Annotated in this window: 30 protein-coding genes; 14 read left to right on the forward strand and 16 right to left on the reverse strand. The window is 35.4% G+C overall.

What is annotated here, in order from left to right; all coding sequences use genetic code 11:
• The first annotated feature begins 41 nt into the window (after window positions 1-41).
• Window positions 42-482, forward strand: a complete 441-nt coding sequence (gene ruvX, locus B0X80_RS02545; protein WP_077338240.1) for a Holliday junction resolvase RuvX — start codon at window positions 42-44, stop codon at window positions 480-482.
• Between the two features lie 20 nt (window positions 483-502).
• Here the strand turns inward: ruvX and B0X80_RS02550 are convergent, their stop codons facing one another.
• From B0X80_RS02550 to B0X80_RS02565, 4 genes are all read right to left on the reverse strand, one after another.
• The gene (locus tag B0X80_RS02550; RefSeq protein WP_077338241.1) at window positions 503-901 is read right to left on the reverse strand and encodes a type II toxin-antitoxin system YafO family toxin; all 399 of its coding nucleotides are present in this window, start codon (window positions 899-901) and stop codon (window positions 503-505) included.
• Complete coding sequence (gene yafN / locus B0X80_RS02555; RefSeq protein WP_175623857.1) at window positions 898-1,185, reverse strand: type I toxin-antitoxin system antitoxin YafN; 288 nt, start codon at window positions 1,183-1,185, stop codon at window positions 898-900. The genes B0X80_RS02550 and yafN overlap by 4 nt, the downstream gene beginning before the upstream one ends.
• Before the next feature lie 276 nt (window positions 1,186-1,461).
• Window positions 1,462-2,592 (reverse strand): PilT/PilU family type 4a pilus ATPase, encoded by a 1,131-nt coding sequence (locus B0X80_RS02560; RefSeq protein ID WP_077338242.1) that lies wholly within the window; start codon window positions 2,590-2,592, stop codon window positions 1,462-1,464.
• Window positions 2,593-2,630: 38 nt separating this feature from the next.
• On the reverse strand, window positions 2,631-3,677 hold the full coding sequence (locus B0X80_RS02565) for a type IV pilus twitching motility protein PilT (protein WP_077338243.1): 1,047 nt from the start codon (window positions 3,675-3,677) through the stop codon (window positions 2,631-2,633).
• Window positions 3,678-3,748: 71 nt separating this feature from the next.
• Here B0X80_RS02565 and B0X80_RS02570 point away from each other — a divergent pair, with 71 nt between their 5' ends.
• From B0X80_RS02570 to B0X80_RS02585, 4 genes are all read left to right on the forward strand, one after another.
• Window positions 3,749-4,426 carry a YggS family pyridoxal phosphate-dependent enzyme gene (locus B0X80_RS02570; protein WP_077338244.1) on the forward strand — a complete coding sequence of 226 codons (678 nt, stop codon included), beginning with the start codon at window positions 3,749-3,751 and terminating at the stop codon, window positions 4,424-4,426.
• 62 nt (window positions 4,427-4,488) lie between these two features.
• Entirely contained in the window at window positions 4,489-5,301 is an 813-nt protein-coding gene (gene proC, locus B0X80_RS02575; protein ID WP_077338245.1) for a pyrroline-5-carboxylate reductase, read from the forward strand.
• Window positions 5,302-5,339: 38 nt separating this feature from the next.
• Window positions 5,340-5,888 carry a YggT family protein gene (locus B0X80_RS02580; protein ID WP_077338246.1) on the forward strand — a complete coding sequence of 183 codons (549 nt, stop codon included), beginning with the start codon at window positions 5,340-5,342 and terminating at the stop codon, window positions 5,886-5,888.
• A 72-nt stretch (window positions 5,889-5,960) separates the two neighbouring features.
• Window positions 5,961-6,398, forward strand: a complete 438-nt coding sequence (locus B0X80_RS02585) for a DUF4426 domain-containing protein (RefSeq protein WP_077338247.1) — start codon at window positions 5,961-5,963, stop codon at window positions 6,396-6,398.
• A gap of 79 nt (window positions 6,399-6,477) precedes the next feature.
• On the opposite strand, the gene B0X80_RS02590 is transcribed toward B0X80_RS02585, so the two are convergent.
• A complete protein-coding gene (locus tag B0X80_RS02590) occupies window positions 6,478-7,380 on the reverse strand; it encodes an EamA family transporter (RefSeq protein WP_077338248.1) in 903 nt (300 codons plus the stop codon).
• A 109-nt stretch (window positions 7,381-7,489) separates the two neighbouring features.
• Here B0X80_RS02590 and B0X80_RS02595 point away from each other — a divergent pair, with 109 nt between their 5' ends.
• From B0X80_RS02595 to tadA, 3 genes are read left to right on the forward strand one after another with little or no spacing between them, the layout of a single operon-like run.
• Entirely contained in the window at window positions 7,490-8,095 is a 606-nt protein-coding gene (locus B0X80_RS02595) for an XTP/dITP diphosphatase (protein ID WP_077338367.1), read from the forward strand.
• Between the two features lie 35 nt (window positions 8,096-8,130).
• On the forward strand, window positions 8,131-9,285 hold the full coding sequence (gene hemW, locus B0X80_RS02600; RefSeq protein WP_077338249.1) for a radical SAM family heme chaperone HemW: 1,155 nt from the start codon (window positions 8,131-8,133) through the stop codon (window positions 9,283-9,285).
• Entirely contained in the window at window positions 9,282-9,821 is a 540-nt protein-coding gene (gene tadA, locus B0X80_RS02605) for a tRNA adenosine(34) deaminase TadA (protein WP_077338250.1), read from the forward strand. Before hemW ends, tadA begins: the two co-directional genes overlap by 4 nt.
• Before the next feature lie 188 nt (window positions 9,822-10,009).
• On the opposite strand, the gene B0X80_RS02610 is transcribed toward tadA, so the two are convergent.
• Window positions 10,010-10,903: an FAD:protein FMN transferase gene (locus tag B0X80_RS02610; RefSeq protein WP_175623858.1), complete on the reverse strand. Its 894-nt coding sequence runs from the start codon at window positions 10,901-10,903 to the stop codon at window positions 10,010-10,012.
• A gap of 14 nt (window positions 10,904-10,917) precedes the next feature.
• Window positions 10,918-11,067, reverse strand: coding sequence for an FMN-binding protein (locus tag B0X80_RS20685; protein WP_139345282.1), 150 nt, complete (start codon window positions 11,065-11,067; stop codon window positions 10,918-10,920).
• A gap of 330 nt (window positions 11,068-11,397) precedes the next feature.
• Here B0X80_RS20685 and B0X80_RS02615 point away from each other — a divergent pair, with 330 nt between their 5' ends.
• A complete protein-coding gene (locus B0X80_RS02615) occupies window positions 11,398-12,744 on the forward strand; it encodes an RICIN domain-containing protein (protein ID WP_077338252.1) in 1,347 nt (448 codons plus the stop codon).
• 220 nt (window positions 12,745-12,964) lie between these two features.
• On the opposite strand, the gene B0X80_RS02620 is transcribed toward B0X80_RS02615, so the two are convergent.
• The 4 genes from B0X80_RS02620 to B0X80_RS02630 form a co-directional block, all read right to left on the reverse strand.
• Window positions 12,965-13,693 (reverse strand): substrate-binding periplasmic protein, encoded by a 729-nt coding sequence (locus tag B0X80_RS02620; RefSeq protein WP_077338253.1) that lies wholly within the window; start codon window positions 13,691-13,693, stop codon window positions 12,965-12,967.
• A 183-nt stretch (window positions 13,694-13,876) separates the two neighbouring features.
• Window positions 13,877-14,176 carry a S24 family peptidase gene (locus tag B0X80_RS02625; RefSeq protein ID WP_281252980.1) on the reverse strand — a complete coding sequence of 100 codons (300 nt, stop codon included), beginning with the start codon at window positions 14,174-14,176 and terminating at the stop codon, window positions 13,877-13,879.
• Complete coding sequence (locus B0X80_RS20420; RefSeq protein ID WP_175623859.1) at window positions 14,157-14,306, reverse strand: hypothetical protein; 150 nt, start codon at window positions 14,304-14,306, stop codon at window positions 14,157-14,159. Before B0X80_RS20420 ends, B0X80_RS02625 begins: the two co-directional genes overlap by 20 nt.
• Before the next feature lie 38 nt (window positions 14,307-14,344).
• Window positions 14,345-14,803: a hypothetical protein gene (locus tag B0X80_RS02630; RefSeq protein WP_077338255.1), complete on the reverse strand. Its 459-nt coding sequence runs from the start codon at window positions 14,801-14,803 to the stop codon at window positions 14,345-14,347.
• A 375-nt stretch (window positions 14,804-15,178) separates the two neighbouring features.
• Here B0X80_RS02630 and B0X80_RS02635 point away from each other — a divergent pair, with 375 nt between their 5' ends.
• The 5 genes from B0X80_RS02635 to B0X80_RS02655 are packed head-to-tail and all read left to right on the forward strand — an operon-like array spanning window position 15,179 to window position 20,563.
• Window positions 15,179-16,456, forward strand: coding sequence for a lipopolysaccharide biosynthesis protein (locus B0X80_RS02635; protein WP_077338256.1), 1,278 nt, complete (start codon window positions 15,179-15,181; stop codon window positions 16,454-16,456).
• A 5-nt stretch (window positions 16,457-16,461) separates the two neighbouring features.
• A complete protein-coding gene (locus B0X80_RS02640) occupies window positions 16,462-17,091 on the forward strand; it encodes a sulfotransferase family 2 domain-containing protein (protein ID WP_077338257.1) in 630 nt (209 codons plus the stop codon).
• Window positions 17,091-18,212, forward strand: a complete 1,122-nt coding sequence (locus tag B0X80_RS02645; RefSeq protein WP_077338258.1) for a glycosyltransferase — start codon at window positions 17,091-17,093, stop codon at window positions 18,210-18,212. Before B0X80_RS02640 ends, B0X80_RS02645 begins: the two co-directional genes overlap by 1 nt.
• A gap of 42 nt (window positions 18,213-18,254) precedes the next feature.
• The gene (locus tag B0X80_RS02650) at window positions 18,255-19,397 is read left to right on the forward strand and encodes a hypothetical protein (protein WP_077338259.1); all 1,143 of its coding nucleotides are present in this window, start codon (window positions 18,255-18,257) and stop codon (window positions 19,395-19,397) included.
• 47 nt (window positions 19,398-19,444) lie between these two features.
• Window positions 19,445-20,563 (forward strand): glycosyltransferase family 4 protein, encoded by a 1,119-nt coding sequence (locus B0X80_RS02655; protein ID WP_077338260.1) that lies wholly within the window; start codon window positions 19,445-19,447, stop codon window positions 20,561-20,563.
• A 22-nt stretch (window positions 20,564-20,585) separates the two neighbouring features.
• Here B0X80_RS02655 and B0X80_RS02660 read toward each other — a convergent pair whose 3' ends face one another.
• The 5 genes from B0X80_RS02660 to B0X80_RS02680 form a co-directional block, all read right to left on the reverse strand.
• On the reverse strand, window positions 20,586-21,071 hold the full coding sequence (locus tag B0X80_RS02660) for a P-loop NTPase family protein (RefSeq protein WP_077338261.1): 486 nt from the start codon (window positions 21,069-21,071) through the stop codon (window positions 20,586-20,588).
• A 39-nt stretch (window positions 21,072-21,110) separates the two neighbouring features.
• A complete protein-coding gene (locus B0X80_RS02665; protein WP_077338262.1) occupies window positions 21,111-21,698 on the reverse strand; it encodes a DUF2238 domain-containing protein in 588 nt (195 codons plus the stop codon).
• Window positions 21,695-22,069, reverse strand: coding sequence for a DoxX-like family protein (locus B0X80_RS02670; RefSeq protein ID WP_077338263.1), 375 nt, complete (start codon window positions 22,067-22,069; stop codon window positions 21,695-21,697). The genes B0X80_RS02665 and B0X80_RS02670 overlap by 4 nt, the downstream gene beginning before the upstream one ends.
• A 223-nt stretch (window positions 22,070-22,292) precedes the next feature.
• Entirely contained in the window at window positions 22,293-23,375 is a 1,083-nt protein-coding gene (locus B0X80_RS02675) for a PepSY-associated TM helix domain-containing protein (RefSeq protein WP_077338264.1), read from the reverse strand.
• Window positions 23,376-23,473: 98 nt separating this feature from the next.
• Window positions 23,474-25,609: a TonB-dependent siderophore receptor gene (locus B0X80_RS02680; RefSeq protein WP_077338265.1), complete on the reverse strand. Its 2,136-nt coding sequence runs from the start codon at window positions 25,607-25,609 to the stop codon at window positions 23,474-23,476.
• Window positions 25,610-25,619 lie beyond the last annotated feature (10 nt).

Raw genomic sequence — 25,619 nt, forward strand, 5'->3', positions numbered from 1 at the left:
CCTCCTTCACAAAATAACATACCCTTTGGAAATGAACATTTATGGCAAAGAACAACCCTATTGGTCAACGCACAGTTATTGGTTTTGACTTCGGCAAAAAATATATCGGTGTTGCTGTAGGACAAGAAATAACAGGAAGTGCAAGCCCACTAGGCAGTGTAAAAGCCAACGATGGTATTCCTAATTGGGATAACATTAATCAATATTTAAAAGAATGGCAGCCTGATTACATTGTAGTTGGCTTACCGCTAAATATGGATGGATCAGAGCAACAACTTACCCTTGATGCTAAAAAGTTTGGTAGACGAATGTTTGGAAAGTTTGGCATAACCGTTGAATATCAAGACGAACGTTTAACCACAGCAGATGCTAAAGAGCAGCTTTTTGCTCGAGGTGGCTATAAAAACCTTAAGAAAGATAATATCGATGCAGAATCAGCTAAGCTTATTATCGAAAGCTATTTTGAATCTATGTATGGGTAATTCTATTAAAACATTTTTTGCTAATATAAATTTCTGAATTTTTCAGCCATCACACCAAGTTTATACATAATATCTCTTGATTTAGCTTGTTCATGCGCGTCAGGAGATAAAATTGTCATCAATAAATAGCAATTATCATTCAATACACCTTGGCAATAAACAAGATGAATATCACTGGTTTGGTGAAATTGTATTTTCTTAATCGGGAGAGGCTTATTTTTACTACCCAAGTGAATATGCTGAATTTCTTCAGCTAAAACAATAGGTATAGTATTCGGGTGGTCGTAAAATACATCTCGACCAAAGTGCTTAGGTGCATTACCTGTAATTTTGTAGCGTTTAAAGTCATGAATTAATGCCTCCATCTCTTCATCATTCAATATTTGACGAATAATACTACTTTTAAAAACACGTATCACTCAGCAAAGTCTCCTAGCTCAACCTCTGATGCTGCAAGTAAACTTGCGCTACCATGTTCAGCAATTTGTGTTAATCGCTCATGTGAAGGACGAAAGCGTGAAGCCTTAGATTGTAACTCAATAAGCCCTACCATTTTTTCATATAGCTCAGCACTAATCATATAGCCCGCCGTTTTATTATTAGATAAAACAGCGACGGGCTCATCTATAAAATAGTCGCAAGGTTTTTTTCTTAATTCCGTTACAGAAACTGTTTTTTCAGCCAATATAGATTGAATCGCCATAAAGCACCTTTAAATATATTAATTACGTACTTAATTAAGTACACAATCAATTGTACGCTTAATTACTTTAAAATCAAATTCTGTAGATATTCATAAGCAGCATTATCAATGCTTAGAGCTTTTCGGCTATAACATTAGACTGTGTAAATCTTTTAATGGGGATAATAAATAAGGTAAGCATCGAGGTTTAAATGAAAAATCCGAAACTGAAACTAATTAACCCAAGTTGAGGTTAATCAAAATAATATAGCTTCGGATCTTTAGAACACAATCTACCTAAAAATCATCTTCAGGCTCTAATCCTGCTAAAGTTACGCCAGCAAGTGCACCTGACCCTCCTTGATCATTACTGCGTAATTTGATCATTAAGCGTAAATCATTTGGTGAATCGGCATGATGCAATGCATCAGCATAGTTAATTTGTCCCGCTTGGTATAAATCAAATAATGCTTGGTCGAAAGTCTGCATACCTAATTCTTTAGACTTTTGCATTACCTCTTTAATACCGCCTATGTCACCTTTTTTAATCAGTTCAGCAATAAATGGCGAGTTTAATAATATTTCAATTGCCGCTACACGCCCATTACCATCGGTAGTAGGAATAAGCTGTTGTGCAATAATACCACGCAAGTTTAAGGCTAAATCAAAGAGTAATTTGCCATGTTGATCAGCAGGTACTAAATGCATAATACGGTCAATCGCTTGGTTAGCGTTGTTAGCATGCAGAGTCGCAATACATAAATGCCCTGTTTCAGCAAAACTTAACGCATGTTCCATGGTTTCTCGGTTACGAATTTCACCAATCAAAATAACGTCAGGTGCTTGTCGTAATGAGCTTTTAAGCGCAGCATCAAAGCTTTCAGTATCAAGCCCTACTTCACGCTGAGTTACCATACATTTTTGGTGTTCGTGAACAAATTCCACCGGATCTTCTATCGTTAAAATATGACCGTGAGAGTTTTTGTTACGATAGCCAATTAACGCCGCCATTGAAGTTGATTTACCTGTACCTGTACCACCAACAAATAGCACCAAGCCACGTTTAGACATAACCACATCTTTTAAAACAGACGGTAAACCTAAATCATCAGCTTCTGGTATATCAGTTACAATTCTACGTACAACCATACCTGCCATGTCACGCTGCCAAAATGCTGATACACGGAAACGACCAATGCTGTCGATAGAAATAGCAAAGTTACACTCTTTCTCTTCTTCAAATATGCGTTTGTTTTTATCTGTCATAGCATCGTGAACTAAGCCTAACGATTCAGCCGCCGTTAATACATGCTCATCAATAGGAACTAACTCACCATTAATTTTTGCACTAACAGGTAATTTAGCGGTAACAAACATATCAGACGCATCTGAAGCGACCATTTTTGATAATAATTGATTAAAATTCATTTAAACGCCCTAGTTCATTCGTTTAGTGATCACTCAGATTAATAACCTTGTGAAAATTGATTTTTGTCTGCCGCTTTTTCTCTTGCTGCTTCACGTGTAATTAATCCACGGCTCACTAAGTTTTGTAAACATTGATCCATGGTTTGCATACCGTGCGACATACCCGTTTGAATTGCTGAATACATTTGCGCAATTTTATCTTCACGGATCAAGTTACGAATAGCAGGAACACCAATCATAATTTCATGAGCAGCCACTCGGCCACCGCCTACTTTTTTGATAAGAGTTTGTGAAATAACAGCGCGTAAAGATTCAGATAACATTGAACGCACCATAGATTTTTCTTCACCTGGAAATACATCAATAATACGGTCAATGGTTTTAGGTGCAGACGTTGTATGCAAGGTACCGAAAACTAAATGACCTGTTTCTGCTGCGGTCATGGCTAATCGAATGGTTTCTAAATCACGCATCTCACCAACAAGAATAACATCTGGATCTTCACGAAGTGCTGAACGAAGTGCAGCTTCAAAGCTTAAGGTATCGCGATGAACTTCACGTTGGTTAATCAAACACATTTTGTTTTCGTGTACGAATTCTATTGGATCTTCAATGGTAAGAATATGATCATGTTTGCTACCATTAATGTAGTCAACCATTGCCGCTAGCGTAGTAGACTTACCCGAACCAGTTGGCCCTGTAACTAATACTAAGCCACGAGGCGTATCAGCAATATCTCGGAAAATATCAGGACAACCTAAATCATCTAAAGAAAGAATTTTACTTGGAATGGTACGAAATACAGCGGCAGGCCCACGGTTTTGGTTAAAAGCATTTACCCTGAAACGTGCTAAATTTGGAACTTCGAATGAAAAATCGACTTCTAGTTTTTCTTCGTAGTCTTTGCGTTGTTTGTCGTTCATAATATCATAAACTAACGCGTTAACGTCTGCGGCATCAAAGGCCGGTATATTTAGCTTTCTTACATCACCGTCAACACGAATTGAAGGTGGCGTACCCGTTGATAAATGTAAATCTGATGCATTATTTTCAACACTAAATGCAAGTAATTCGGTAATATCCATACAGACCTCTTAGCTATAAATAATTCGAAGCGTTGCTCGAATAATTAAATTAAATATTTGAAACAATTTATATGACACTCATTAAAGATAATATCGCTGCAATTGAAGCGCAAATTTCTCAAGCATGTAAACTATCAAACCGTAAGTCTCACGAAGTGACTTTACTTGCTGTAAGCAAAACTAAACCTAATGAACTCATTGAACAGGCTTATGAAGCAGGTCAACGAGATTTTGGTGAAAGCTATGTACAAGAATCCGTAGAAAAAATAGCACAGCTCTCACATTTATCTGATATTTGTTGGCACTTTATAGGCCCTATTCAATCGAATAAAACCCGACAAATTGCCGAAAATTTCTCATGGGTTCATGGGGTCGACCGTATCAAAATAGCCAGCCGACTGAACGACCAGAGAAGTCATCAAGATACCCCACTAAACGTTTGTTTACAAATCAATATTAGTAATGAAAACAGTAAGTCGGGAGTATTAACAAACGATTTACCAGAGTTAGCTCAATTTGTTAACAATTGCGATAATTTAACCTTACGAGGCCTTATGGCAATACCTGAAAAAAATGCTTCAAGCGAAACGTTTGATGAAATGCAGCGACTTTTTTTAAACCTACAACAAACCTATCCTCAAATAGATACCTTATCAATGGGAATGTCTGATGATATGCAGCAAGCGATAATGTCTGGTTCAACCATGGTGCGCGTAGGTACAGCAATATTTGGTGCTAGAGATAAATAACCTCAGTTCAGGTTAACTATCTTAGCAGCCTTAACAATTTAAAATTAATAACAGGAACAGTAATGACAAAAATAGCATTTATTGGTGCAGGCAATATGAATGGTGCCATCATTGGCGGTTTAGTAAAAAACGGCATCAACCCTAAAAACATTATGGTCACCAATCCTTCACCAGCAAAACGTGAAGCGCTTTCCAAGCAGTACAATATTTTAAATACCGCTGATAACCTTGAAGCCGTCGCTTTTGCCGACACGATTATTTTGGGTGTAAAACCTCACCTTATTGTTGAAGTATGTAAAAACATTGCAGATAACGCGAATATTGAAAATAAATGCTTTGTTTCAGTTGCCGCAGGGTGTTTACTTAAAAATATTCAACAAGCTTTACAGGCAAACACAGCGATTGTGCGCACTATGCCAAATACACCAGCTCAAGTTGGTTTAGGCATGACAGGTATATTCGCCAATGAATTTGTAACTACCGAACAAAAAGCGAATGTTGAAAGTATTATTGCTTGTACGGGTCAATACATTTGGCTTGAAAACGAAGCAGGTATAGACAAAGTTACCGCAGTTTCAGGTTCAGGCCCTGCTTATTTTTTCTTATTTATGGAAGCCATGGAAGAACAAGCGAAAGCACTAGGTTTTTCAGCAAAAGAAAGTAGACTACTTGTACAACAAACCGCTATAGGCGCTGCAAGCATGGTAGTTAATAACCCTGAGGTTGAAATTGGCCAGCTTCGCACCAATGTTACCTCTAAAGGTGGTACTACGCAGGCAGCACTTCTACAATTTACTGAAGGTAAATTACCAGAACTTGTAGCAACAGCGATGAACGCCGCAATAACCAGAGCTCAAGAGCTTGCTAACTCATAACCATCAATTTATTTAAATGACTTTTACCGGAGAAATAAATGCAAGCAATTAACTTTTTACTCGACTTTGCATTCGACACAATACTCATGATTTTAATCGTACGTGTTTGGTTACAACTTGTACGTGCCGACTTTTACAATCCACTTAGCCAATTTGTAGTAAAAGTAAGTAACCCATTAGTTATCCCTTTTCGTAAAATTATACCAGGATTTGGTGGTGTAGACGTTGCGACAATCGTATTGGCTTTTATCGTAGCGTCATTAAAATTTGTTTTAATTCCTTTAATAAATGGCGCAGGTATAAATATTGTATCCGCGTTAATTTTAGGTGCGTTATATTTAATAAAACAAACAGGCGTTTTATTGTTTATCATCATGTTAATTATGGCGTTAATGAGTTGGGTGGTACAAGGTTATAATCCAACACAAGTTATCTTCCAGCAACTTACAGATCCGGTATTACGCCCTATTCGTAACATAGTACCGGTTATCGGCGGCTTAGATTTATCAATATTAGCTGCATTTTTATTATTGAATGTTATTAATATATTACTATCAGGTTGGATCCCATACTGGGCAATGCTTTAACTTTTATTAACAAAAGTAGACTGGCGATATAAAGGTTAAATATAATTTAACCTTCTGCTTTAGGAATCACTCATGAAAAAATTTATCAAAAGATTAACCTTATTAATCATCACCTCAGTATTTATGCTTAACGCACATGCTGAGAACATGAAGAAATTAGAACATTTAGACGTACATTACATGGCTTTTGGTGCCACGTTTTTAACACCTAAAATAGCTAAAGCTTATGGTATTGAACGTAGTCGATACAATGGTGTAATCAATATATCTGTTCTCGATAACAGTAAAGAAGGTAAACCCGCTAAACATGTGGTTATTACAGCTAAAGCTCGAAATGATCTAGGCCAAATTAAAACTTTAGAGTTTGAAGAAGTTACCGAAGGCGATGCTATTTACTATTTAGCTCAAGTCACTTATTCAGATGAAGAAACCTACTACTTTGATGTTACGATAAATGACGGCACAGGTAATAAGTCGTTCAAGTTTAAACAAAAATTTTATGTAGATTAAAGGCAGATATCACAATAAAAAGGGAGAAGAGTATAATCTGTATATCTCTCCTTTTTATTACATGTTTGAAAGTAGAATATTAAATTCTCGCTTTTTTTAACCCTAACTTTACCGTTAGTTTCTCTCCAAACGCATTAATCACTAAACCAAATAACACCAAAGCACTCCCTACCCACTGTGTTGTAGAAATAGTTTCATTCAAAAAGAAAGCAGATGCGGTAATACCCACAATAGGTACACCTAAGGTTAAAGGCGCAACTTGTGCCGCTGGATATTGCCCAAGTAAATGGCTCCATAAGCTATAGCCAACAATTGATGCAGCAACAGCTAAATAAGCTAAAGACAAAAACGACACCCAATTAAAACCAATTAAGCTTTCAATAATTAAATCAGGCCCTTCAATAAAATAGCTTGATATAGCAAAAGGAATAACCGGTATCCAAGCAGACCATATCACTAAGTCTACTCCGGGTTTAAATCCTCGTTTATTGATAACACGATTAACAATATTACCTAGCGCCCAGCAAGACGCGCCCATAATCGTTAACATAAAGCCGATACCTGTCATGGCAGTATCTTCACCCGTGCTAGCTATGGTGTATAAACCTAAACCAGCAACTAACATTGCTAATATTTGAGCTGACTTAACTTGCTCTTTTAATAACAACGCCGCAAAAATTAACGTAAATAACGCTTGAGATTGCAACACTAAAGACGCTAATCCTGCGGGCATACCCAACGACATAGCACTAAACAAAAAGGCAAACTGACCAAAACTAATAACAAGCCCATAAGCGGCCAGCCATTTAAGCGGAATATTAGGTTTTTTAACAAATAAAAAGCCAACAGAAAATACTAAAGCAAAACGTAAAGCGCCCATTAATAATGGCGGTAATCCGTCAAGCCCCCAAGCAATAACTACAAAGTTAATACCCCAAATAATAATAATGAGTAAACCTAATAGGGTGTCTTTAAATGACATGTCAGTCCTTATGAAAAAATGAAAAGGTGGAGCTAATTCAATACATGGTTAGGATTATATTGTATGATCCATGCAACTAAAAAACACTACACAGTTCAAAGGTAAAAGCATGTCTACAGTTGTTTTAGCAACAGGTAATCAAGGTAAAGTAAAAGAGCTCTCTAGCTTACTAGCACAACACACTATTGAGATAGTGCCTCAAAGTGATTTTAATGTACCTGAAGTACCTGAAACAGGTACAACATTTGTTGAAAACGCCATAATAAAAGCGCGTCATGCCGCAAAAATTACCGGTTTACCGGCTATTGCAGACGACTCTGGATTAGAAGTTGACGCATTAAATGGCGAACCCGGTGTATATTCAGCACGTTACGCAGGTGAAAATGCGACCGACAGCGACAACACCAACAAACTATTAAAAGCTTTATTAAACGTACCTACAGCTGAGCGCAGCGCACGTTTTCATTGTGTATTGGTATATATGGAACACGCTAACGATCCAACACCTATTATTTGTCATGGTGTTTGGGAAGGCAGCATAATCACCGAAAAATTAGGTGAACAAGGTTTTGGTTATGATCCTATTTTTTGGCAAGAAGATCATAAAATGACCTCGGCCCAGCTTCCGCGTGAATTAAAAAATCAATTAAGCCACCGTGGAAAAGCACTTGCTATATTAGTAAAAGAGCTAGCAGCAAAGCGCCAAGCCAAATAACTTAATCAATTTAATACCTATCAGGAAATTTCTCTGTGCTTAAAGCTCCACCGTTATCGTTATATATTCATATCCCATGGTGCGTACAAAAATGTCCGTACTGCGACTTCAATTCTCATGCACTAAAAAATGAAATTCCTGAAGCCGAATATGTAGAGCAACTCTTACAAGATTTAGACGCCGACATAAAACGTTTTAGCTTAAGCGACAGACCACTACACACCATATTTATTGGTGGTGGTACACCCAGCTTATTTTCAGCGCCAGCAATTAAATTAATGTTAGAGCAAGTGTTATCAAGATTTACACACGACGCAAACATTGAAATAACCTTAGAAGCCAACCCCGGCACGGTAGAAGCCGACAAGTTTATTGGCTTTTTTAACGCAGGGGTTTCACGCTTATCTATAGGTGTGCAAAGTTTTGAGTCAGACAAGCTGATAAAACTGGGGAGAATACACGATAGCCAACAAGCTAAAAGTGCCGCAGAACTTGCTACAACTTGTGGCGTAAAAAGTTTTAATTTAGATCTAATGCACGGTTTACCTAATCAATCGTTAGACAACGCTTTAGACGACTTAAAAACCGCCATAGCCTTAAATCCTACTCATTTATCTTGGTATCAATTAACCATTGAACCTAATACGCCATTTCATTCAAAGCCCCCTACTTTACCGGCTGACGAAACCTTATGGGATATTCAAGACCAAGGCGTAAAACTGCTTGAAGATGCAGGTTACAAACAATACGAAATATCAGCGTACAGCAAACCAGAATACCAATGTAAACACAACCTTAACTATTGGCGATTTGGCGACTATTTAGGTATTGGCTGTGGCTCACACGGTAAAATTACTGATATCGAGCAGCAACAAATATTTCGCACCGTAAAAGTAAAGCATCCTAAAGGCTATTTAGATAAAGAGCGCGAACATTTAGACCACCTAAATCCGGTCGATAAAAGCGAACTACCTTTCGAATACATGATGAATGTACTCAGATTGTGTGCAGAATTCAGCTTAGACGATTTTGAAGCTTATACCGGTTTAAACCGAAACACCGTATTACCTATACTGAACAATGCTCAGCAAAAAGGTTTAGTGCAAAGCCCAAATAAAGACAACACCACATGGCAAGTCACCTTACTTGGGCACCGTTATTTAAACGACCTACTTGAGATGTTTTTATGATAGCAAAAGTCACTCACCATAACGACCAAGATCAACACGAAGTTGACATCAAGTTTATGCAGCGCGCTTACGAGCTAGCGCAACAAGCAGAGCAAATTAACGAAATTCCTGTAGGTGCTGTAGTTGTAGCCGACGGTAAAATTATTGGCGAAGGTTTTAATCAGTCAATCACCTTAAATGACCCGTCAGCCCATGCTGAAATGCTCGCCATAAAACAAGCAGGCCAAGCTCTACAAAACTACCGCTTAATTGACTGTACTTTGTACGTGACTCTTGAACCTTGTCCTATGTGTGCTGGTTTATTGGTACACAGCAGAATAAAACGCTTAGTCTTTGCAGCCAACGACTTAAAAACAGGTGCAGCTGGTAGCGCGTTTAACTTGGTAGATCACGAAAAGCATAATCATAAAATAGAAACCACAAAAGGCGTGTTAGCAGAACAATGTAGTGCCCTGCTGTCTGCTTTTTTTAAACGAAGAAGAGCCGAGATAAAGGCGAAAAAGAAGCAAGATAAGATAGATAATGAAAATACCTAAGGCATATGTTCCTACGCTTTTATCAGCTATGCGAGACTTCGTTTTATATAATGAACAGATATTTTCTGAAGAAATGGCTAACAGGTCAATTGAACAAGACTAAAACAATTCACGATTAGAACTTTTAAAACTTGAGTAAGAAAAGAGTTAAAGGCAGGTTTGGATAATTCCGGAAACAATAAAAGATCTTAATAGTAAAGTTTAACAAAACCTAAACGATTAATTTTTATCGCTTGCGCATTATAATATTTAGCCATTTTTCGTTTTTGAGAGCGCGACGATAAAATCATCGCTTTTGTTAAAGCATCTGACAACATAGCTTGAGAAGAGAACACCGACATACTGCCTTTAAACTTAACGTGCTTCCCTGTTGAAGGCTGAATAATAGCTGACTTATTTTCTCGGTGATAATTACCTGATGTAGCTAACGCACTATTTTGCATTTTTACACTTCTTAATGCCGTACTACGTTTATTGTATTGCAGTGCAACTTCTTCATTTTTCCACTGGTTTATTGCTAGGTCGCCTCCTGCGTTAATACGACAATAAATGTGTGCAGGTACTTTACTTAACGCGCAATCAACCGCATAACCTTTGGCTATTCCACCTAAGTCGATACATAAAGGTTTATCAATATGCACCACACTTTCTTTACAACTCATATTACTGCTATTACCAAAGGCTAAAATACAATTTTGGCTTGTTACATTTAACGATAAATGATTGGGTAATTGTTCATTTAAAATTAAGCTAGGCGCAACGGTTACGTCGTATAAACCACGGGTAAATTTATTCAACTCGAGTGCAAAAGACAGCACTCGATTTAAATCTTTGGAAATGGCGATTGATAAAGTTTGACCACTCTGTTCAAACCGATTAGCTAAACTTAAAGCTTGTCGATTTAAAGATGTAAGTTCGCTGGTTTCACTATGGAAACTTAGTGTTTGTTCAATGCGTTCTATTTCATCAAACAATACTTCAGACAATGCAATAAGTTCATCGTCTGCTACCTCGCCTTTTAATTCAATTTCAACAAAGGTTCCGAGTAATGTTTTACATCTTTCTAATTGATTTAGTGTCACAGTAATTTGAGTGCTTACTTCCAAGTTTCGTTTAATCGATTAATGCCATCTGTTACATAACGACACGATAGTGTAGCACCTGATATATTTTTAATCTGCTTATATTGTTTCAAAAATTTATTGCTGTTTTCCCTATGAAATTGCGCTCGCCATTTTAGGGGCATAATTTAACTACCGTAACCTTCTGATTTTTTTTGTTTTTTAAGTGCTAATAAAACATTAAGACTCGTGATTTGTTCAAAAGCCTTAGTTAAAGACTTCGGATAAATACGTTCTAAAAATTAATTAAAGCTCATAACCCCAATTTTGACCAGCCATGGCTCAAGTAGATATTACGCTAAGCATTACTGAAACAGCAAATTTTGCCACCTTGCCAATCATGTTTTATAAAAACCGCAACAGGATTGACAACAGTTAACAATAAACTATGATTAAGCTGCTTCAAATATAAAAAACAAGAAGCATTTATACAAAACAACAAAAAGGAAAATATAATGAAAAAAACATCAGTATTACTGACGGGGATAATTTTCACTTCGTTTATAGGCCATACCGCCGATTGGGATAATATTCCAGTACCTGCGGCTGCAGGAGCAGGTAAATCATGGGAACTTCAAAGTAGCTACTCAGATTCATTCAATTACACAGGTAAACCAAATACTTTTACAAGTAAGTGGAACGACACTTATTTTAATGGGTGGACGGGTCCAGGATTAACCTATTGGCAAAAGAACTCTTCCTGGGTTTCTGATGGTAACTTAATTATCAGTGCATCACGTAAAGCAGGCACTAATAAAGTTAATGCAGGTGTGATCACCTCTAAAACAAAAGTTAAATTCCCTATTTTTTTAGAAGCTAATATTAAGGTAAGCAATTTAGAGTTATCATCAAATTTTTGGCTATTAAGTGAAAACGACGAACGTGAAATTGATGTATTAGAGGTCTACGGAGGAGCAAGAGAAACTTGGTTTGCCAAAAATATGTCCACCAATTTCCATGTATTTGTGCGCGATGAACAGTCTAATGAAATTATTAGTGATTTTAACGATCAAACCCATAACACTCCTACATGGGGTACTCACTGGAGAGATGATTTTCACCGTTTTGGCGTGTACTGGAAAAGCCCAACTGAAGTGACCTTTTATATTGATGGGCAACAAACAAACGAAGGTTCTTGGGCTCAAGTCATTATGAAAGACAAAGATTTCACAGGTGCAATATTAGATAAAAGCCAAAGTAATATGGACGAAGAAGCTTTTATTATAATTGATACTGAAGATCACTCATGGCGTTCAGAAGCCGGTCATGTAGCGACAGATACGGATTTGGCTGACAACAAAAAAAATAAAATGTATGTTGATTGGATACGTGTATACAAGCCTGTTTCGAATAATAGTAACAATACATCAACTATCCCAACGGGCCTTACTACTTTAAAAGCGAAACACAGTAACAAATGCTTAGATACTAAAGGCTCAATGATTAACGGTGGTGAATACCATCAATGGGGTTGTAATATCAATAATGCTAATCAACAATTCACTTTTACGCATTTAGGTAATAGTGAATACGCAATTACGTCAAATAAAAGCGGTTTATGTGTTGAATTAAAAGACGCTAACACAGCTAACGGCGCAACAGTTCATCAATGGGTATGTAACCATAGTGAAAATAAACAGCGTTGGAAACTGGCTGATAAAGGGGATGGATATTACGAAATTCGCTCTAAAGTCAGTAACAAGTGTTTAGACGTTGCAGGTCAACAAACCAATAATGGTGCTGCATTTAATCAATGGAATTGCTTTAATGGGAATAATCAACGTTTTACGTTTATAAATTAAACTTTGTTCTTTAAAGTGTCGGTATAGTACCGGCACTTTTATTTACTAATAACTGGCTATTAACTGTAAAAATACGTTTTTTTATTCCTGATAAAAAACCAGTATCTTCATCCATGCAAGCACCAGTGTTTGGTAATTAAATAGCAATATTAGTCATACTTGCTTATTCAATAGTTATGAAGCACGCATAAGGGAGTGTTATACGCATAAAAGCAACGCGTTAAGGTAAGTACTTTTGATAAATCTTGCCATATACACCAGTCGATTTTATTTCATCTAATGCATTTTGCCAGTTTGTGATGATGTTATTTGGTGTTTCTTTTGAAAAGGCCAAATATACATCTGAATTATATAGTTTGACGTTTGTGCGTTCGATATTATTTTTTTCTTTTTCTGCTATGCCATATACCGTTAGCTCACTCATTGGAACTAAATCAACCCTATCATTTACTAACATTTTTATGGCATAAAATGGCTTCGTTGTTGGTATGATATTTTTAATATTTTGAGCTTTTAAAAAATTATGGTCTGCATTTCCTAGGTGTACGCCAACAGAAAAAGATTGTTTAATTTCATCTAAATTTGAAGGGTTAATACTCGATCCTTTTCTTTTATAAAAATATACACCACTAGATATTAATGGGCCCACCCATTTCACTGTATCTTCCCTCTCAGGACGTCTTGCTACAATGTACATTGCATAGTTAGGTTTGTTTTGTACTGTCCATAATCCTCTTGCAAAAGGGAATATTTTAATCTCTTGGTTATATTGAGTAATTTTCATCATTTCTTTGATAATGTCAGTAGTCACTCCTTTTATCTCACCATCTTCTAAATATGAAAAAGGTTCTATCTGATGGGTTAAAAAAGTAATATTTTGACTATAACTGCAAGTATGGAAAATAAGTAAAAAAAAGCTAAACAATAGACGCTGTAATCGGGTATTCATAAAATCTCCAAACCTTTAATTAGAGTTAATTAAAAAACAACTTACTATTGTTTATTTACTGAACGTTAACTAGTATGCCTGATTTTAGAAGAATAGAAAAACAAATACGTTCATTATGTATTTTGTATTACATTAATTGTAGACTAAAAGATTACACTAAAATTAAACCGCAACGAGTTAAAATTACTGTTTAATGATCATTAATACTTTTCCGATTATTTGATGCTTATCAACAGGGCCAATTCTTTCAACCGTTAAACTCGAAGGGTTTTCACCTTTACTCCAAATGAACCCGTAACGATCAATAAGAGCGACAGTTTTAATAATAAGCCCCAGTGTTTGATGTTTGATTAAAATGGTTTGATCTGGCTTTATTCGCCACAAATTTAGCCACTGGTTCACCAAAACGTAACTATTTTGAGGAATTTTAGGAAACATACTGTGCCCCTTTACCTTTAACAACTTAAACCCTAACACTGTCATAGCATTCAACTCCTTTATTTAGCATTGTTTTTACTGATTTGTCATCGTCGCCAGTATGTTCTGTTTGTTTAGCAGCTACTGTGACAAAATTAAATTTTTTATCTAATATTTCTAATAACGTATAAAACATAATGACTCTCCTGTGATGATTAAAAACAATAGGTTTAATTAATGTACGACCTCTTGTTGACTTTCTAACTGCTGCTGAAACGCTTGTATTGATTGCTTACAATCATTACAAATTGGATTTTTTTGACTGAATACCAAGATGGGGGGAAATGTTAATTTTAATGCTTTAATAGCGATTAACTTCACATCTTCTGTTGCTTGTTTACTTTGCGTTAAATTTAGCATTCTGTGGTGTGGAATAAGTAAATAGCGTAACCCTATTTGTTTATCTCCTTGTTGTTCAAAGAGTGTTGATAAGTTATGTAATGTACATATCCATGCCATTAATAAATTAATATTTGTAGGTTCAGCCGACCATAAATAATCTAATTGTAACTCTGCCTCTTTATAATAATATTCCGCTTGTAACCAATTTTGTTTTTCGTAACATTCATTACCGAAGGTTAATAACCTTTGCCAAAGTAATGGTTCTGATTGCTGAATTACATGTGTCTTCATTAACGAATACCTTTTTTTATTTATTAAACCTACCCAACACCCAAATGATAATCATTATCATTTAGGATTACAATCCTTAATGATATTTTTTTGATAATAAAATATGCAATGGATGCTTGAATAAATTTAGGGAAGAATTAGTGAAGAAATACTTAACTTAGAAAAACAACTAAAAGTGTAGATTCGGTTTTATTAAATATAGCAATATATATCGATCGTTTAGGGTACTTCAAACATTGAATAAAATATAAAGACTGTAAATACATAAGTTTATAATTACAGTTGAATCGTGTATGTTGAAGCAATATAGGTACATATAAAAGAATGCACTCACGTTAGTTGTTTGTTATATTGCGCTAATAGCATGCTAAATAAATGAATATAATAATAAAAAATAATAATTTGTTAGCCTCAGTTAGCCTAGTTACCATTTGCCGTGCATTGGGTGCTTTTTTAGGTTTTGTTTCAGGCGTATTAATTACTCGATATTTAGGGATTAAAGAATCTGGCCTATATTTTTATGCCATTGATTTAATCACTACCATCGCTGTATTTTCAGGATTAGGCTTAAATAACGCCTTATTAAGAGATGTTGCATCTAAAGAAACTGATACTACATATATAGCTCAAAAGTTTTGGAGCATAATTAAGTTTGTTTTTATCGTTTCCTTTGTTTGTATTACAATTATTACTCTCAGTAGCACACAAATATCACAATTTGTTTCAAAGCCTGATTTAAAAACATTACTCCTTATTTTATCTTTATTGATATTCTTGCTTCCTCTTAATAGCTATTTAGTTACTCTTTTACAAGGGCAAAAGCGCTTAATAAAGTCATCGTTATTACAATTTATTTTCCCCTATACCCTACTTTCTTTATTTATCATTTTATTCAAACCAAGCGATAGTATTACTACGTCTTATATACATTTAGCAGTCATTATTTTAACCGTAACCTTTGGTTTGTTTTTTTCTAAAAAAGAAATATTTACCTATAAAGCTACCCAGCACAGTAATATAAAAGGCTGGCCTTCTTTTGTAACCATGCACCTATTTAGCAGTTTATCGGTTATGGTTATTTCACTCATTAATGGCTACTTTTTACTACCCGAAGAATTTGCCATTTTAACAGCAGCCAATAGATATACATTATTAATAAGCTTTTGTTTAATTGCCTTTAACTTTGTTGCCGCCCCTAAATATGCAAAATTATATAAAGAAGGAAAAATAACGGAACTTGCTAATTTTGCGCAATCAATAACACGATTTCTCATCCTTATTATTGTTCCTTGTAGCTTTGTTGTGCTGTTTTTTAGTGATGAGCTAATGAGCCTTTATGGTAAGTCTTTTGATAATTACGGTTATATTTTGGCAGTTTTAGTGATTGGTCAAATTATTAATGTGGCTACAGGCTCTGTTGGTTATTTACTTACATTGAGTGGGCATGAAAAAGACTTAAAAAACATCATTGTTATATCAACACCTTTATCTGTACTTTTATCTTTAATTCTTACGTATCACTTGGGCTTAATTGGCGTAGCCATAGCAATGGCTATGTCGGCAATTAATATTAATATTTGCGCATACATCATGGTAGTAAAGCGATTAGGCTTTCATACAATTAATTTTTCTATAAAAACAATAAAAAAGTAAAACTTATGACTTCATTTAAACACAAACTTAATTTATTTCATCGTTACCCATACTGGGCTAAAGCAAAGTGCATTTATATTCATGTACCTAAAGCTGCAGGTACAAGTATTAATAAAGCCGTTTTTGGAAGAACGCTAGGCCACTATAAAGCAACAGAAATACAAAAAAGATTCCCTAAACTATTTAAAAAGTCTTTTGTATTTTCAGTGGTAAGAAATCCTTGGAGTCGTATTTATTCTGCTTATCAATTTGCCAAAATAGGTAAAACAGAAAGCATGGGCATTAACCAACCAGAAAAATATCAGATCCCCGCATTTGATAGTTTTGAAACCTTTTTATTTGATTGGTTAGCCACAAAAAACATTGAAGAACTCGACTTTGTTTTTCAACCACAACATGCCTTTATTTATGATGAACAAGGCCATTTATTAACCGACTTTGTTGGTAAAGTTGAAACCTTAACTTCAGATATTAAGGTTATTAATAAGAAGCTAGGTCGATCTATTACCATACCCCATGCAAATAAAACGTCTACAGGTAAAAGCTATAAAGAGGCATACTTAAATCAAGAAATGATTGATATTGTGCAACGTATTTACGCGAAAGACATTGAATTATTTGGATATGAATACTAATGAGCAACCTTAAAATTTTGCATGTCCTCTCTTCACCCGCCGCTGGTGGTGCTGAAGTTTTTGTAAAGGATATGGTCATAAACTCAAAGGAAAGTGGTATTGATGCCGGAGTTTTATTTATTTCAGACGCTGATAATGTAGGGAGATCTTCAGCTTATCAAGAGCAGTTTTTAGCAGAACTTGAACAAAACAATATTCCTTTTTTTATTTTACCCAAGAATGCTCGACGTAATATTTTTCAAGGTTATTCCGCATTTAAAGCATGTATAAAATCTTTTCGTCCACATTGTATTCATGCACATTTACTTGCAGGTATTATTTATAGTTTTTTCTTTTGCCCCTCTATTCCTCGAGTATATACACACCATAGTTCAGTCATTAAAACGCGTCCTTTTATTTTTAAAGCAATTATGAAGCGCTGTAATGCACATATTGGCATTTCAAATATATGTGCTCAATTTCTTCAACAGTATTTACCAAAACAAAAAAGCTGTACTGTGATACATAATGCGCTTGATAAAAAAAGGTTATGCACGCCTAAGAATAATAATTTAACGGATGAGCCATTAACCTTAATTGCCGTCGGTCGAATTTCTCGAGAAAAAAACTACCTACATATGCTAAAAGCGGTTGTTAAAGTAAAAAAAGTATTCACGGCACCTTTTTACTTAAAAATAGCAGGTGAAGGGAAAGAAACCGATAAAAAACAATTACGTGAATACATTAACACTCACAACCTAAGCGATACGGTTGAACTCTTAGGCAACCGTTCTGATGTACCTAATTTGTTAGCTCAGTCTGATATATTTTTAATGAGCTCGGCATGGGAAGGCTTACCCATAGCATTATTAGAAGCACAGTTTTCAGGATTACCAGCATTAGTCACCGATGTAGGTGGCTGTAAAGAATTACTCGACATAACCGAAGGTGGAATAGTTGTACCAGTTAATAATGTAGATAAATATGCCGACACCTTACTTTCTTTACTTAGCAACTCACAATTAAGAGACAAATTACGCAGCGCTGCGCAACTTAATATGAATGACTTTTCTATTGAAGCTTGTTTGCAAAAACACAAAGCATTATATGAAAAACAAAATATCAGCCATTATGAAAATTAAAAACGTTTTAACCTTTATTATTAGCTTTAATAGGCGGTTAAAATGGAATTAGTAACCTCTGTTTGGCATGTTTTTAGTGCATTTATCATTTTTTTATTGGGTATTTTAGTTGCGTTTTCGCTTGGTAAAAAGCTTCAATTAAAAACAGAATTATCATTACTTCTCTACTTATGGCATACCGTAATGTGTTTTGTGTATGTTGCTTACGCCTCTAAAAATCCTGCTGATGCCAATCGCTATTTCAAAAGTGAAAATTTAGACTTTGCACATTTTTCCTTAGGGACTCACGCCATAGAGTTGTTTACAAATATTCTAAAATTATTCGATTTATCATACCTAGGCTGTTTTCTTGTTTTTAATATTATAGGAATCATTGGATTATTAACTTTTTCAGCTACCTTACAAGGTCTTACCGAAAAGAGTAAACCTAGAATAAAATGGTTTGCTTTAATTATTATTTTTCTTCCCTCTGTAAGTTTTTGGTCATCTGCAATAGGTAAAGATGCCTTTTCGTTTATGGCTACAGGCTTAGCTTTGTGGGCATCTTTAAACATAAAGCAACGTAAAACTATATTAGTTATAGCTATTTTATCTATGTTGCTTGTTAGGCCTCATATGGCTGGTATTATGGTAATAGCCATTAGTGTTGCAATTATGTTTGATAAAAATGCGAATATACAAATTAAGACGGTATTGGCTGTATTGTCTTCAATTACTATGGTCTTTTTGATCCCTTTCGCACTTAATTATGCAGGTGTCGGCGACAATGTTTCGGCTGATGGTTTGCAAGACTATTTATCAAAAAAACAAGGTCACAATATGGCCGGCGGCTCAAGTTTAGACATATCTTCTATGTCTGTCCCAATGAAAATGTTTACTTATACTTTTCGACCATTACCTTTTGAAGCACATAATATAACGGCATTACTCGCGTCTATAGATAACGTATTATTATTATTATTATTTGTTGTAGGAATGCGGCACCTTAGAAATACGCATGTAAAACAAGATCCTTCAAATCGTATTTTCATGTGGGCGTACGGTATAGGATCGTTAATTATATTATCTTTAACCACAGCAAACTTAGGTATAGCCATGAGACAAAAGTGGATGTTTTTACCTATGCTAATTTATTTATTTATGTCTGCGGTTGTCTTTGCAACTGAGCGACAAGAAAAAAACTAGCCATTACTAACCCTAATAAAAATAATAAAAATGAGAAATATATCATCATGAAAGTTCTTATCATTGGAGCATTACCCGAGTCACTTTTAAATTTTAGAGGTAACCTCATTAAAGATATTCGTGTTAATGGGCATGATGTTATTGCGATGGCAGCCCCAACCAATAAAGACACTATCGAAAAAATTGAAGCACTAGGTTGCCAATTTATTCCCTTATCCATAAAAAGAAACGGCTTAAATCCTTTTGCTGATCTTGGCACCTTTTTATCATTAATAAAGTCTATTAAAAAACATAAACCCGATGTGATCCTTGCTTACACCATAAAGCCGGTAATATGGGGAGGAATAGCGGCTAGATTTTTCAGTAAAGGAAAATTTTTCGCCTTAATTACAGGTCTAGGATTTGCTTTTCAAAAAGGCAGTACTAAACGCAATATTGTTAATTTTATAGCGACTAATCTTTATAAATTTGCATTAAAAAATGCGCAACGTGTTATTTTTCAAAACCCTGATAACCAACAAGTATTTATAGATCAAAACATTGTAAAAAAAGAAGTAACTTGCCGTGTACATGGTTCTGGCGTTGATATAAAACATTTTAAAAAATCACCTTTAGCTAACAATACTCATCCTACATTTTTAACCATAGCAAGGTTACTAGGCGATAAAGGTATTAGAGAATTTGCAGCAGCAGCTCAACAAGTAAAGAAAAAGCACCCTAATGCCTGCTTTCAAATATTAGGGCCTGAAGATCCTTCTCCTGACGGTATTCCTCTTGCCGAAGTCATGCAATGGCACAACAATAAAGACATAGAATATTTAGGCCATACCGATGATGTACGCCCAAGTATTGAAGGCTGTGATATTTTTGTACTTGCGTCTTATCATGAAGGCATGCCTAGAACGGTTTTAGAAGCAATGAGTATTGGCCGCCCTATACTTACAACCAATGTTTCTGGCTGTAAAGAAACGGTAGATGATGGCGTTAACGGCTATTTGGTTAATAAAGCTGACGTTAATGATTTGTCAGAAAAATTACTATGGTTTATTGAGAATCCACAACGCTGGCCTGAAATGGCTGAGCAAAGCTACGCTCTTGTTTTAAAACAATATACCGTTGAGAAAGTTAATAAAGACTTAATAGATATTCTTCAACTACAAAGCTAATCGTTATTAAGTAATCTGAAACTTAGCTAGGTAAATTACAGGTTCGTAGCTCTTTCGCACCTTCAAAACCATTAAAAAGTGCTAAGTGTGCACTTTGCGAAAACGTATCATCTCTTTGGGTATACTGCGAAATCCAATCAATTAGCATAGCTAAATTAGCATCTTGAGCGGCTTTAGATTCATATTTATGAGGTTCCCAAGGGCGTTTTTGTGCATTAAGAATACAATCTTCAACCGATAAATTTAAAAAGATAACGTTATCGGCAATAGGCGTAACCAACTCAAGTAAATCGGTGTAGCATCCTTCAATTACCCATGTGTTGTTATTTTTCAAAAACTCGTCAATTTTAGCTTTAGACTCGGTAATTGGTGTTCTTGATGGTGGCGTAGTTGGTTGCCATGCAATCGTGTCTAAATCTAGATGCGCACTTTGATTGCCTGTACTTATGTTTTTAGCGAGCGTTGATTTACCCGAACCTGAATTTCCAAATATAACCACTTTAGACAAAACAAAGCCTCCTTCTATTTACTCGTAGCACTTAACTTTTCAGCTACCTAAACTTATTAGCTGCTTGTTATGAATTTTTGATAGCACTAATAATGAAATAATGGCTCCGCTTAATGCCCACATCATGTCTGATTGTGTGTCCCAAACATAACCTTGTGTACCTAAGAAAGCTTCCGCATCTTCACCAGTAGATAACGCGACCCACCATTCAATTAATTCATAAAAGGCACTAAAAGCTAAACAGATGGCAACAATAATAATGTTTCGCCATTTATCACCATTTACAACGTGTTTGCGAATAAGTATTTCTCGCGCAAGTAAGGCTGGAACAAAGCCTTGGAAAAAGTGCCCTACTTTGTCGTAGTTATTGCGCGTAGCACCTAATAATTCATCAAAAAATGGCACTTCGGCATAGGTATAATGCCCACCTACCATTAATACAATACAATGAAATAATATAAAAAAGTATAATAAAGGCGTTAACCGAAAGCTGTTATAAGTAAATGCTAAAATGCCACCACCAATAACGGCAGGTAACACTTCAAGCAACCAAGTAAATTGATCTTTTGGATTAACACCAGACCAAACAAGTACTGCTAAAAATAGGATCACCCAAAGATATTTCATTGCTTATTATCCGCATCTTTATTTAATAAAATAAGACTTAAACCTATCATGGTAATATTGGTGGTTACAGGATTAAATGCCTCAATTAATAATTGAGGCTGCAAAACTGCAACCGCAAGTAAAAGACCAACTAAAGCAAAAATATTTAATAAAATTATAGATTTATTTTTATAGAAGATAAAAATAATAATACCAAAAATCACTTCGCCGATCCCTGCAGATTTAGTTACAAAATAAGAGAGCTCGTTAGATAAACCGATACTTCCCGTCATTAATTTTTCTAATGGCGCTATATGAACTAACTTAGGAAAGATACCGTGATATAACCAGCTAAAACTGACAAGATATCGGGCAATTTGAATGGCTGACATGTGAAGATCCTTTTTCAATATTTAATGCTGATGTACATATACCCGTTATCATTCAAGATACAGGTTTCAGTGAGATCTAAAAACAATTTAGGCACAGTTTAGACCCCTTGGAGAATCGTTTGAGTGGTAACGAATATTTATTTTAAAAACCTAAATGCGCCCTCACCATACATGATCAAAAAAATATAAAACAGCTGTTTACTCGGATCTTCAAATATAACTTTTAGCTTTTTTTAAATTTTTTACGTTTTCTAAACCAATATAAATATAAGCCTGTAAAGGCTAAAATCACAGGGCTTAAACCTAAAACACACCAAATAATTTTACTTGTTAACCCGGCAAAATAACCAAAATGAAGTTTTCTAAAACTATCGTCAATCACCATTAATACGTTAGCCTCTCGAATATCTTGCATGAAGGTTGTTTTACCTGAGTTTTTATCAAAGGTAACCATATTCGAATACTCGCTATTCAATGGATTGGGTGTATCAACCTCTCCGTAAAAAGTAATATCCATTTTAGGTTCAAATGGTAAAACTAAATAAGTCGGTTTAAAACTGTCTATTTCACTTTTAGATTTTTCATATAAACTTTGAATAGATAAGCCAGTATTGTGTAAAGGCGCTATCATTTCGTATGGCTCTTCAATAACATGCTCTGTTACCTCATGAGCTACTAATAAAATATTCCAATACGCACCAGTAAAAGCCAATATCAATAAAACAGGTGAAGCACTAATGCCCACCATTTTGTGTAAATCACTAAAAAATATGCGCGCGGCAAGTTTTATTCTCAACGTAAAAAAATGTTGCCAAAATTTACGATATAAAATAATACCGCTGATCCCCAAAAATAGCAGAATTAACGAAACAATCGCGCCAATAAACATGCCTTTGGTTTCTAGTAAAAACTTATAGTGTAAGTCTAATAACCAATCGGTAAGGTCGTCGCTCGTACCTACAGGCTCAGACAACATTTCACCGCTGTACTGATTTAAATAGACCTTAGCCCAAACATGAGTGCCACGTTCAATTAAGTAAGCGGTATCGGTTCTACTTTTATCATCAAAAATTTCCCATGTTGCAACTTCATATTTTGGGTTATTTTTTTGAACATTAGTAATAAGCGTATCAAGCGATAAGCGTTGCTGTGTACTGTCAACATTCACAGTCATTTTATTAGGCATTAACCATGCGTCTAACTCGGTTTTAAATACCAATATACTGCCTGTTATTGAAATAATAATAACAGGCAGTATCGCGATAAGTGCACCAATTGAATGCCATTTAAATAATTTTTTTCTCATAAAACCTAACCAATAAAGTACATATAACTGACTTTCTAAAAACAAAAAAGTGGCGCAGAAAAACTACGCCACAAAATAATTAAGGTATTAATTTTTATTTATAATTTCCACGTTACCGTAGCACTGTAGTTGGTAGGTGCGCCGTAATAACTTTGTGCCCAATATAAGCTGTTCAGGTATTTTTTATCCGTCACGTTATTTGCGTTAACCGTTACAGACACATTGTTGGTAAATTCGTACCTCGCCATTAAATTAACCACTTCGTAAGCTTTTTGTGTCGTTATTATTGCTTGACCTGCATTAGAAAACCCTTCTCCCACAACACCTTGATCGCGTGAAATATCATCTTGCCAGCGCATGTTTACACCTAACGTTAAGCCTTCAACTTTAGGTACGTTATAAGTAGCAGCAACTTTAATTAAAGTATCAGGGGTATAGTCAGCAATAATATTTTCACCTGAAATACTAAAGTCAGTAATACCGGCGCTGATTTGTAATCCTTGTGCAAGTTGCCCTGCCACTTCAAATTCATAGCCATGACTTGATACACCATCAACACCGATATAACGTTGTTTATCAATAGGTAAAGAAAGCGTTCTAGGATCTAGCGCGGCAACATTAACTTGCTCGGTGTCAAAATAAGCAAAGCTAGCGATTAATAACTCATCATAAAATGAATGTTTAATACCTATTTCTTTATTTTTACCGGTAACAGGATCAAGTAGCTTATCGTTAATATCTTGCGCAGTTTGAGAAACAAAGGTTTCAGTATAACTAGCGTATGCCATTAACTCAGGTGTCATTTGATATACCAAACCAAGATAAGGAATAAATTCTGCGGCTTCAGTATTTTGCTCAACACTGTAAGATGTACCTGTGGCTTCCCAGTCGTTATATCTACTACCAACAATAGCGTTAAAATTATCAAGTACATTAAAACGTGCCGTAAAATAAACAGCTTTTTGCTTATTACTTACATCACTTCCTGCAGGAGCATCTTTCAATGTTGCTCTAGTAGCATTGCCATCCCAGTCTTCTAAAGCTGGCATTTCAGGAAAACCATTACCTGTGGTGTAGTCATATAAAGAACCTTCAATGTAACTCATTTGAGCAAAGTTGATCCCAGCAACAAGTTCATGCGAGCGCCCAAAAAGATTAAAATCACCAGAAATATAAGCATCAAATAAGGTATGTTCGTCATCTTTAATATATTCGCTTGCATAACCGGTTAGCCCTAATCCGGTGTCTTTATTCGGTGTACCATAAACGTAAAACAACTCACTATCTTCATCCGTTGTTCTACGTGAATAAGTGCTTCGTAAGCTCCAGTTATTATTAAAATAATGGTTTAGTTCTACGACTGTATTATTTTTTATTACATTCCAATAAGACCAATCAGCCGACGTATTAATAGAAGAATCAAAATCAGTCGCTGAACCATCGGTATAGTAAAGTGGATTAGCTCCCCAAAGATTGCCTGTTGCTTCACTTTTGTTATAGCTATGGCTAATAGAAATATTAGTACTGTCAGACAACTCAGCTTCAACAAAGCCGTAAAGTACCGACTTATCTTTTTCATAACGGTCTAGATACGACTCGGTTTCGTGCTGTACAGCAACAAATCTAACACCAACAGATTCAGAAACCGGTGTAGACACATCTACTTCTAAGCGTCTGTTGTTCCATGATCCTACCGTGCCATTCACACTAATTTGTGTATCGCTAGTTGCTCTTTTACGAATAAAGTTAACGGTAGCTGATGGATTACCTACTCCTGTCATTAAACCATTTGCACCACGAATAACTTCAACGCGTTCATAAATAGCCGTATCTTCATCTGAATGGCTATTACCTGATGTTAACGGCAAACCAACGCCATCAACCTGAAAGTTTGTCACGTCAAAACCCCGTGCAGTGTAATAAGTTCTATCGGTTTCAATACGTTCAATATTTAAACCTGTTGCGGTATCAAGTGCAGAGTTAATATCTTTTAATTGATAGTCGGCCATTTGAGCATTACTAATAACAGAAACTGACTGTGGTATTTCAATAATTGAAAGGTCGAGCCTTGAAGCTCCGCCCACTTTATTGGCAGCGTAGCCATCAATATAAGTTCCTGTAACCTCTATTTTTTCAACATTATTCTCTTTATTTTCAGTTACTTCATCAAAGGCTACACTTGAAGTCGCAAAAAATACCGATACAGCAATAAAACTAAATTTAAAGTTATTCACAAATACTCTC

The organism is Pseudocolwellia agarivorans, assembly GCF_002000085.1.
Taxonomy (GTDB): domain Bacteria; phylum Pseudomonadota; class Gammaproteobacteria; order Enterobacterales; family Alteromonadaceae; genus Pseudocolwellia; species Pseudocolwellia agarivorans.

What these genes read in the sequence shown, in the direction of transcription:
- ruvX (WP_077338240.1), top strand. Translation starts at nt 42, where the DNA reads ATGGCAAAGAACAACCCTATTGGTCAACGCACAGTTATTGGTTTTGAC.
- yafN (WP_175623857.1), bottom strand. Translation starts at nt 1,185, where the DNA reads ATGGCGATTCAATCTATATTGGCTGAAAAAACAGTTTCTGTAACGGAA.
- B0X80_RS02560 (WP_077338242.1), bottom strand. Translation starts at nt 2,592, where the DNA reads ATGAATTTTAATCAATTATTATCAAAAATGGTCGCTTCAGATGCGTCT.
- B0X80_RS02565 (WP_077338243.1), bottom strand. Translation starts at nt 3,677, where the DNA reads ATGGATATTACCGAATTACTTGCATTTAGTGTTGAAAATAATGCATCA.
- B0X80_RS02570 (WP_077338244.1), top strand. Translation starts at nt 3,749, where the DNA reads ATGACACTCATTAAAGATAATATCGCTGCAATTGAAGCGCAAATTTCT.
- proC (WP_077338245.1), top strand. Translation starts at nt 4,489, where the DNA reads ATGACAAAAATAGCATTTATTGGTGCAGGCAATATGAATGGTGCCATC.
- B0X80_RS02580 (WP_077338246.1), top strand. Translation starts at nt 5,340, where the DNA reads ATGCAAGCAATTAACTTTTTACTCGACTTTGCATTCGACACAATACTC.
- B0X80_RS02585 (WP_077338247.1), top strand. Translation starts at nt 5,961, where the DNA reads ATGAAAAAATTTATCAAAAGATTAACCTTATTAATCATCACCTCAGTA.
- B0X80_RS02590 (WP_077338248.1), bottom strand. Translation starts at nt 7,380, where the DNA reads ATGTCATTTAAAGACACCCTATTAGGTTTACTCATTATTATTATTTGG.
- B0X80_RS02595 (WP_077338367.1), top strand. Translation starts at nt 7,490, where the DNA reads ATGTCTACAGTTGTTTTAGCAACAGGTAATCAAGGTAAAGTAAAAGAG.
- tadA (WP_077338250.1), top strand. Translation starts at nt 9,282, where the DNA reads ATGATAGCAAAAGTCACTCACCATAACGACCAAGATCAACACGAAGTT.
- B0X80_RS20685 (WP_139345282.1), bottom strand. Translation starts at nt 11,067, where the DNA reads ATGCCCCTAAAATGGCGAGCGCAATTTCATAGGGAAAACAGCAATAAA.
- B0X80_RS02615 (WP_077338252.1), top strand. Translation starts at nt 11,398, where the DNA reads ATGAAAAAAACATCAGTATTACTGACGGGGATAATTTTCACTTCGTTT.
- B0X80_RS02620 (WP_077338253.1), bottom strand. Translation starts at nt 13,693, where the DNA reads ATGAATACCCGATTACAGCGTCTATTGTTTAGCTTTTTTTTACTTATT.
- B0X80_RS02625 (WP_281252980.1), bottom strand. Translation starts at nt 14,176, where the DNA reads ATGACAGTGTTAGGGTTTAAGTTGTTAAAGGTAAAGGGGCACAGTATG.
- B0X80_RS20420 (WP_175623859.1), bottom strand. Translation starts at nt 14,306, where the DNA reads ATGTTTTATACGTTATTAGAAATATTAGATAAAAAATTTAATTTTGTC.
- B0X80_RS02630 (WP_077338255.1), bottom strand. Translation starts at nt 14,803, where the DNA reads ATGAAGACACATGTAATTCAGCAATCAGAACCATTACTTTGGCAAAGG.
- B0X80_RS02635 (WP_077338256.1), top strand. Translation starts at nt 15,179, where the DNA reads ATGAATATAATAATAAAAAATAATAATTTGTTAGCCTCAGTTAGCCTA.
- B0X80_RS02640 (WP_077338257.1), top strand. Translation starts at nt 16,462, where the DNA reads ATGACTTCATTTAAACACAAACTTAATTTATTTCATCGTTACCCATAC.
- B0X80_RS02645 (WP_077338258.1), top strand. Translation starts at nt 17,091, where the DNA reads ATGAGCAACCTTAAAATTTTGCATGTCCTCTCTTCACCCGCCGCTGGT.
- B0X80_RS02650 (WP_077338259.1), top strand. Translation starts at nt 18,255, where the DNA reads ATGGAATTAGTAACCTCTGTTTGGCATGTTTTTAGTGCATTTATCATT.
- B0X80_RS02655 (WP_077338260.1), top strand. Translation starts at nt 19,445, where the DNA reads ATGAAAGTTCTTATCATTGGAGCATTACCCGAGTCACTTTTAAATTTT.
- B0X80_RS02665 (WP_077338262.1), bottom strand. Translation starts at nt 21,698, where the DNA reads ATGAAATATCTTTGGGTGATCCTATTTTTAGCAGTACTTGTTTGGTCT.
- B0X80_RS02670 (WP_077338263.1), bottom strand. Translation starts at nt 22,069, where the DNA reads ATGTCAGCCATTCAAATTGCCCGATATCTTGTCAGTTTTAGCTGGTTA.
- B0X80_RS02675 (WP_077338264.1), bottom strand. Translation starts at nt 23,375, where the DNA reads ATGAGAAAAAAATTATTTAAATGGCATTCAATTGGTGCACTTATCGCG.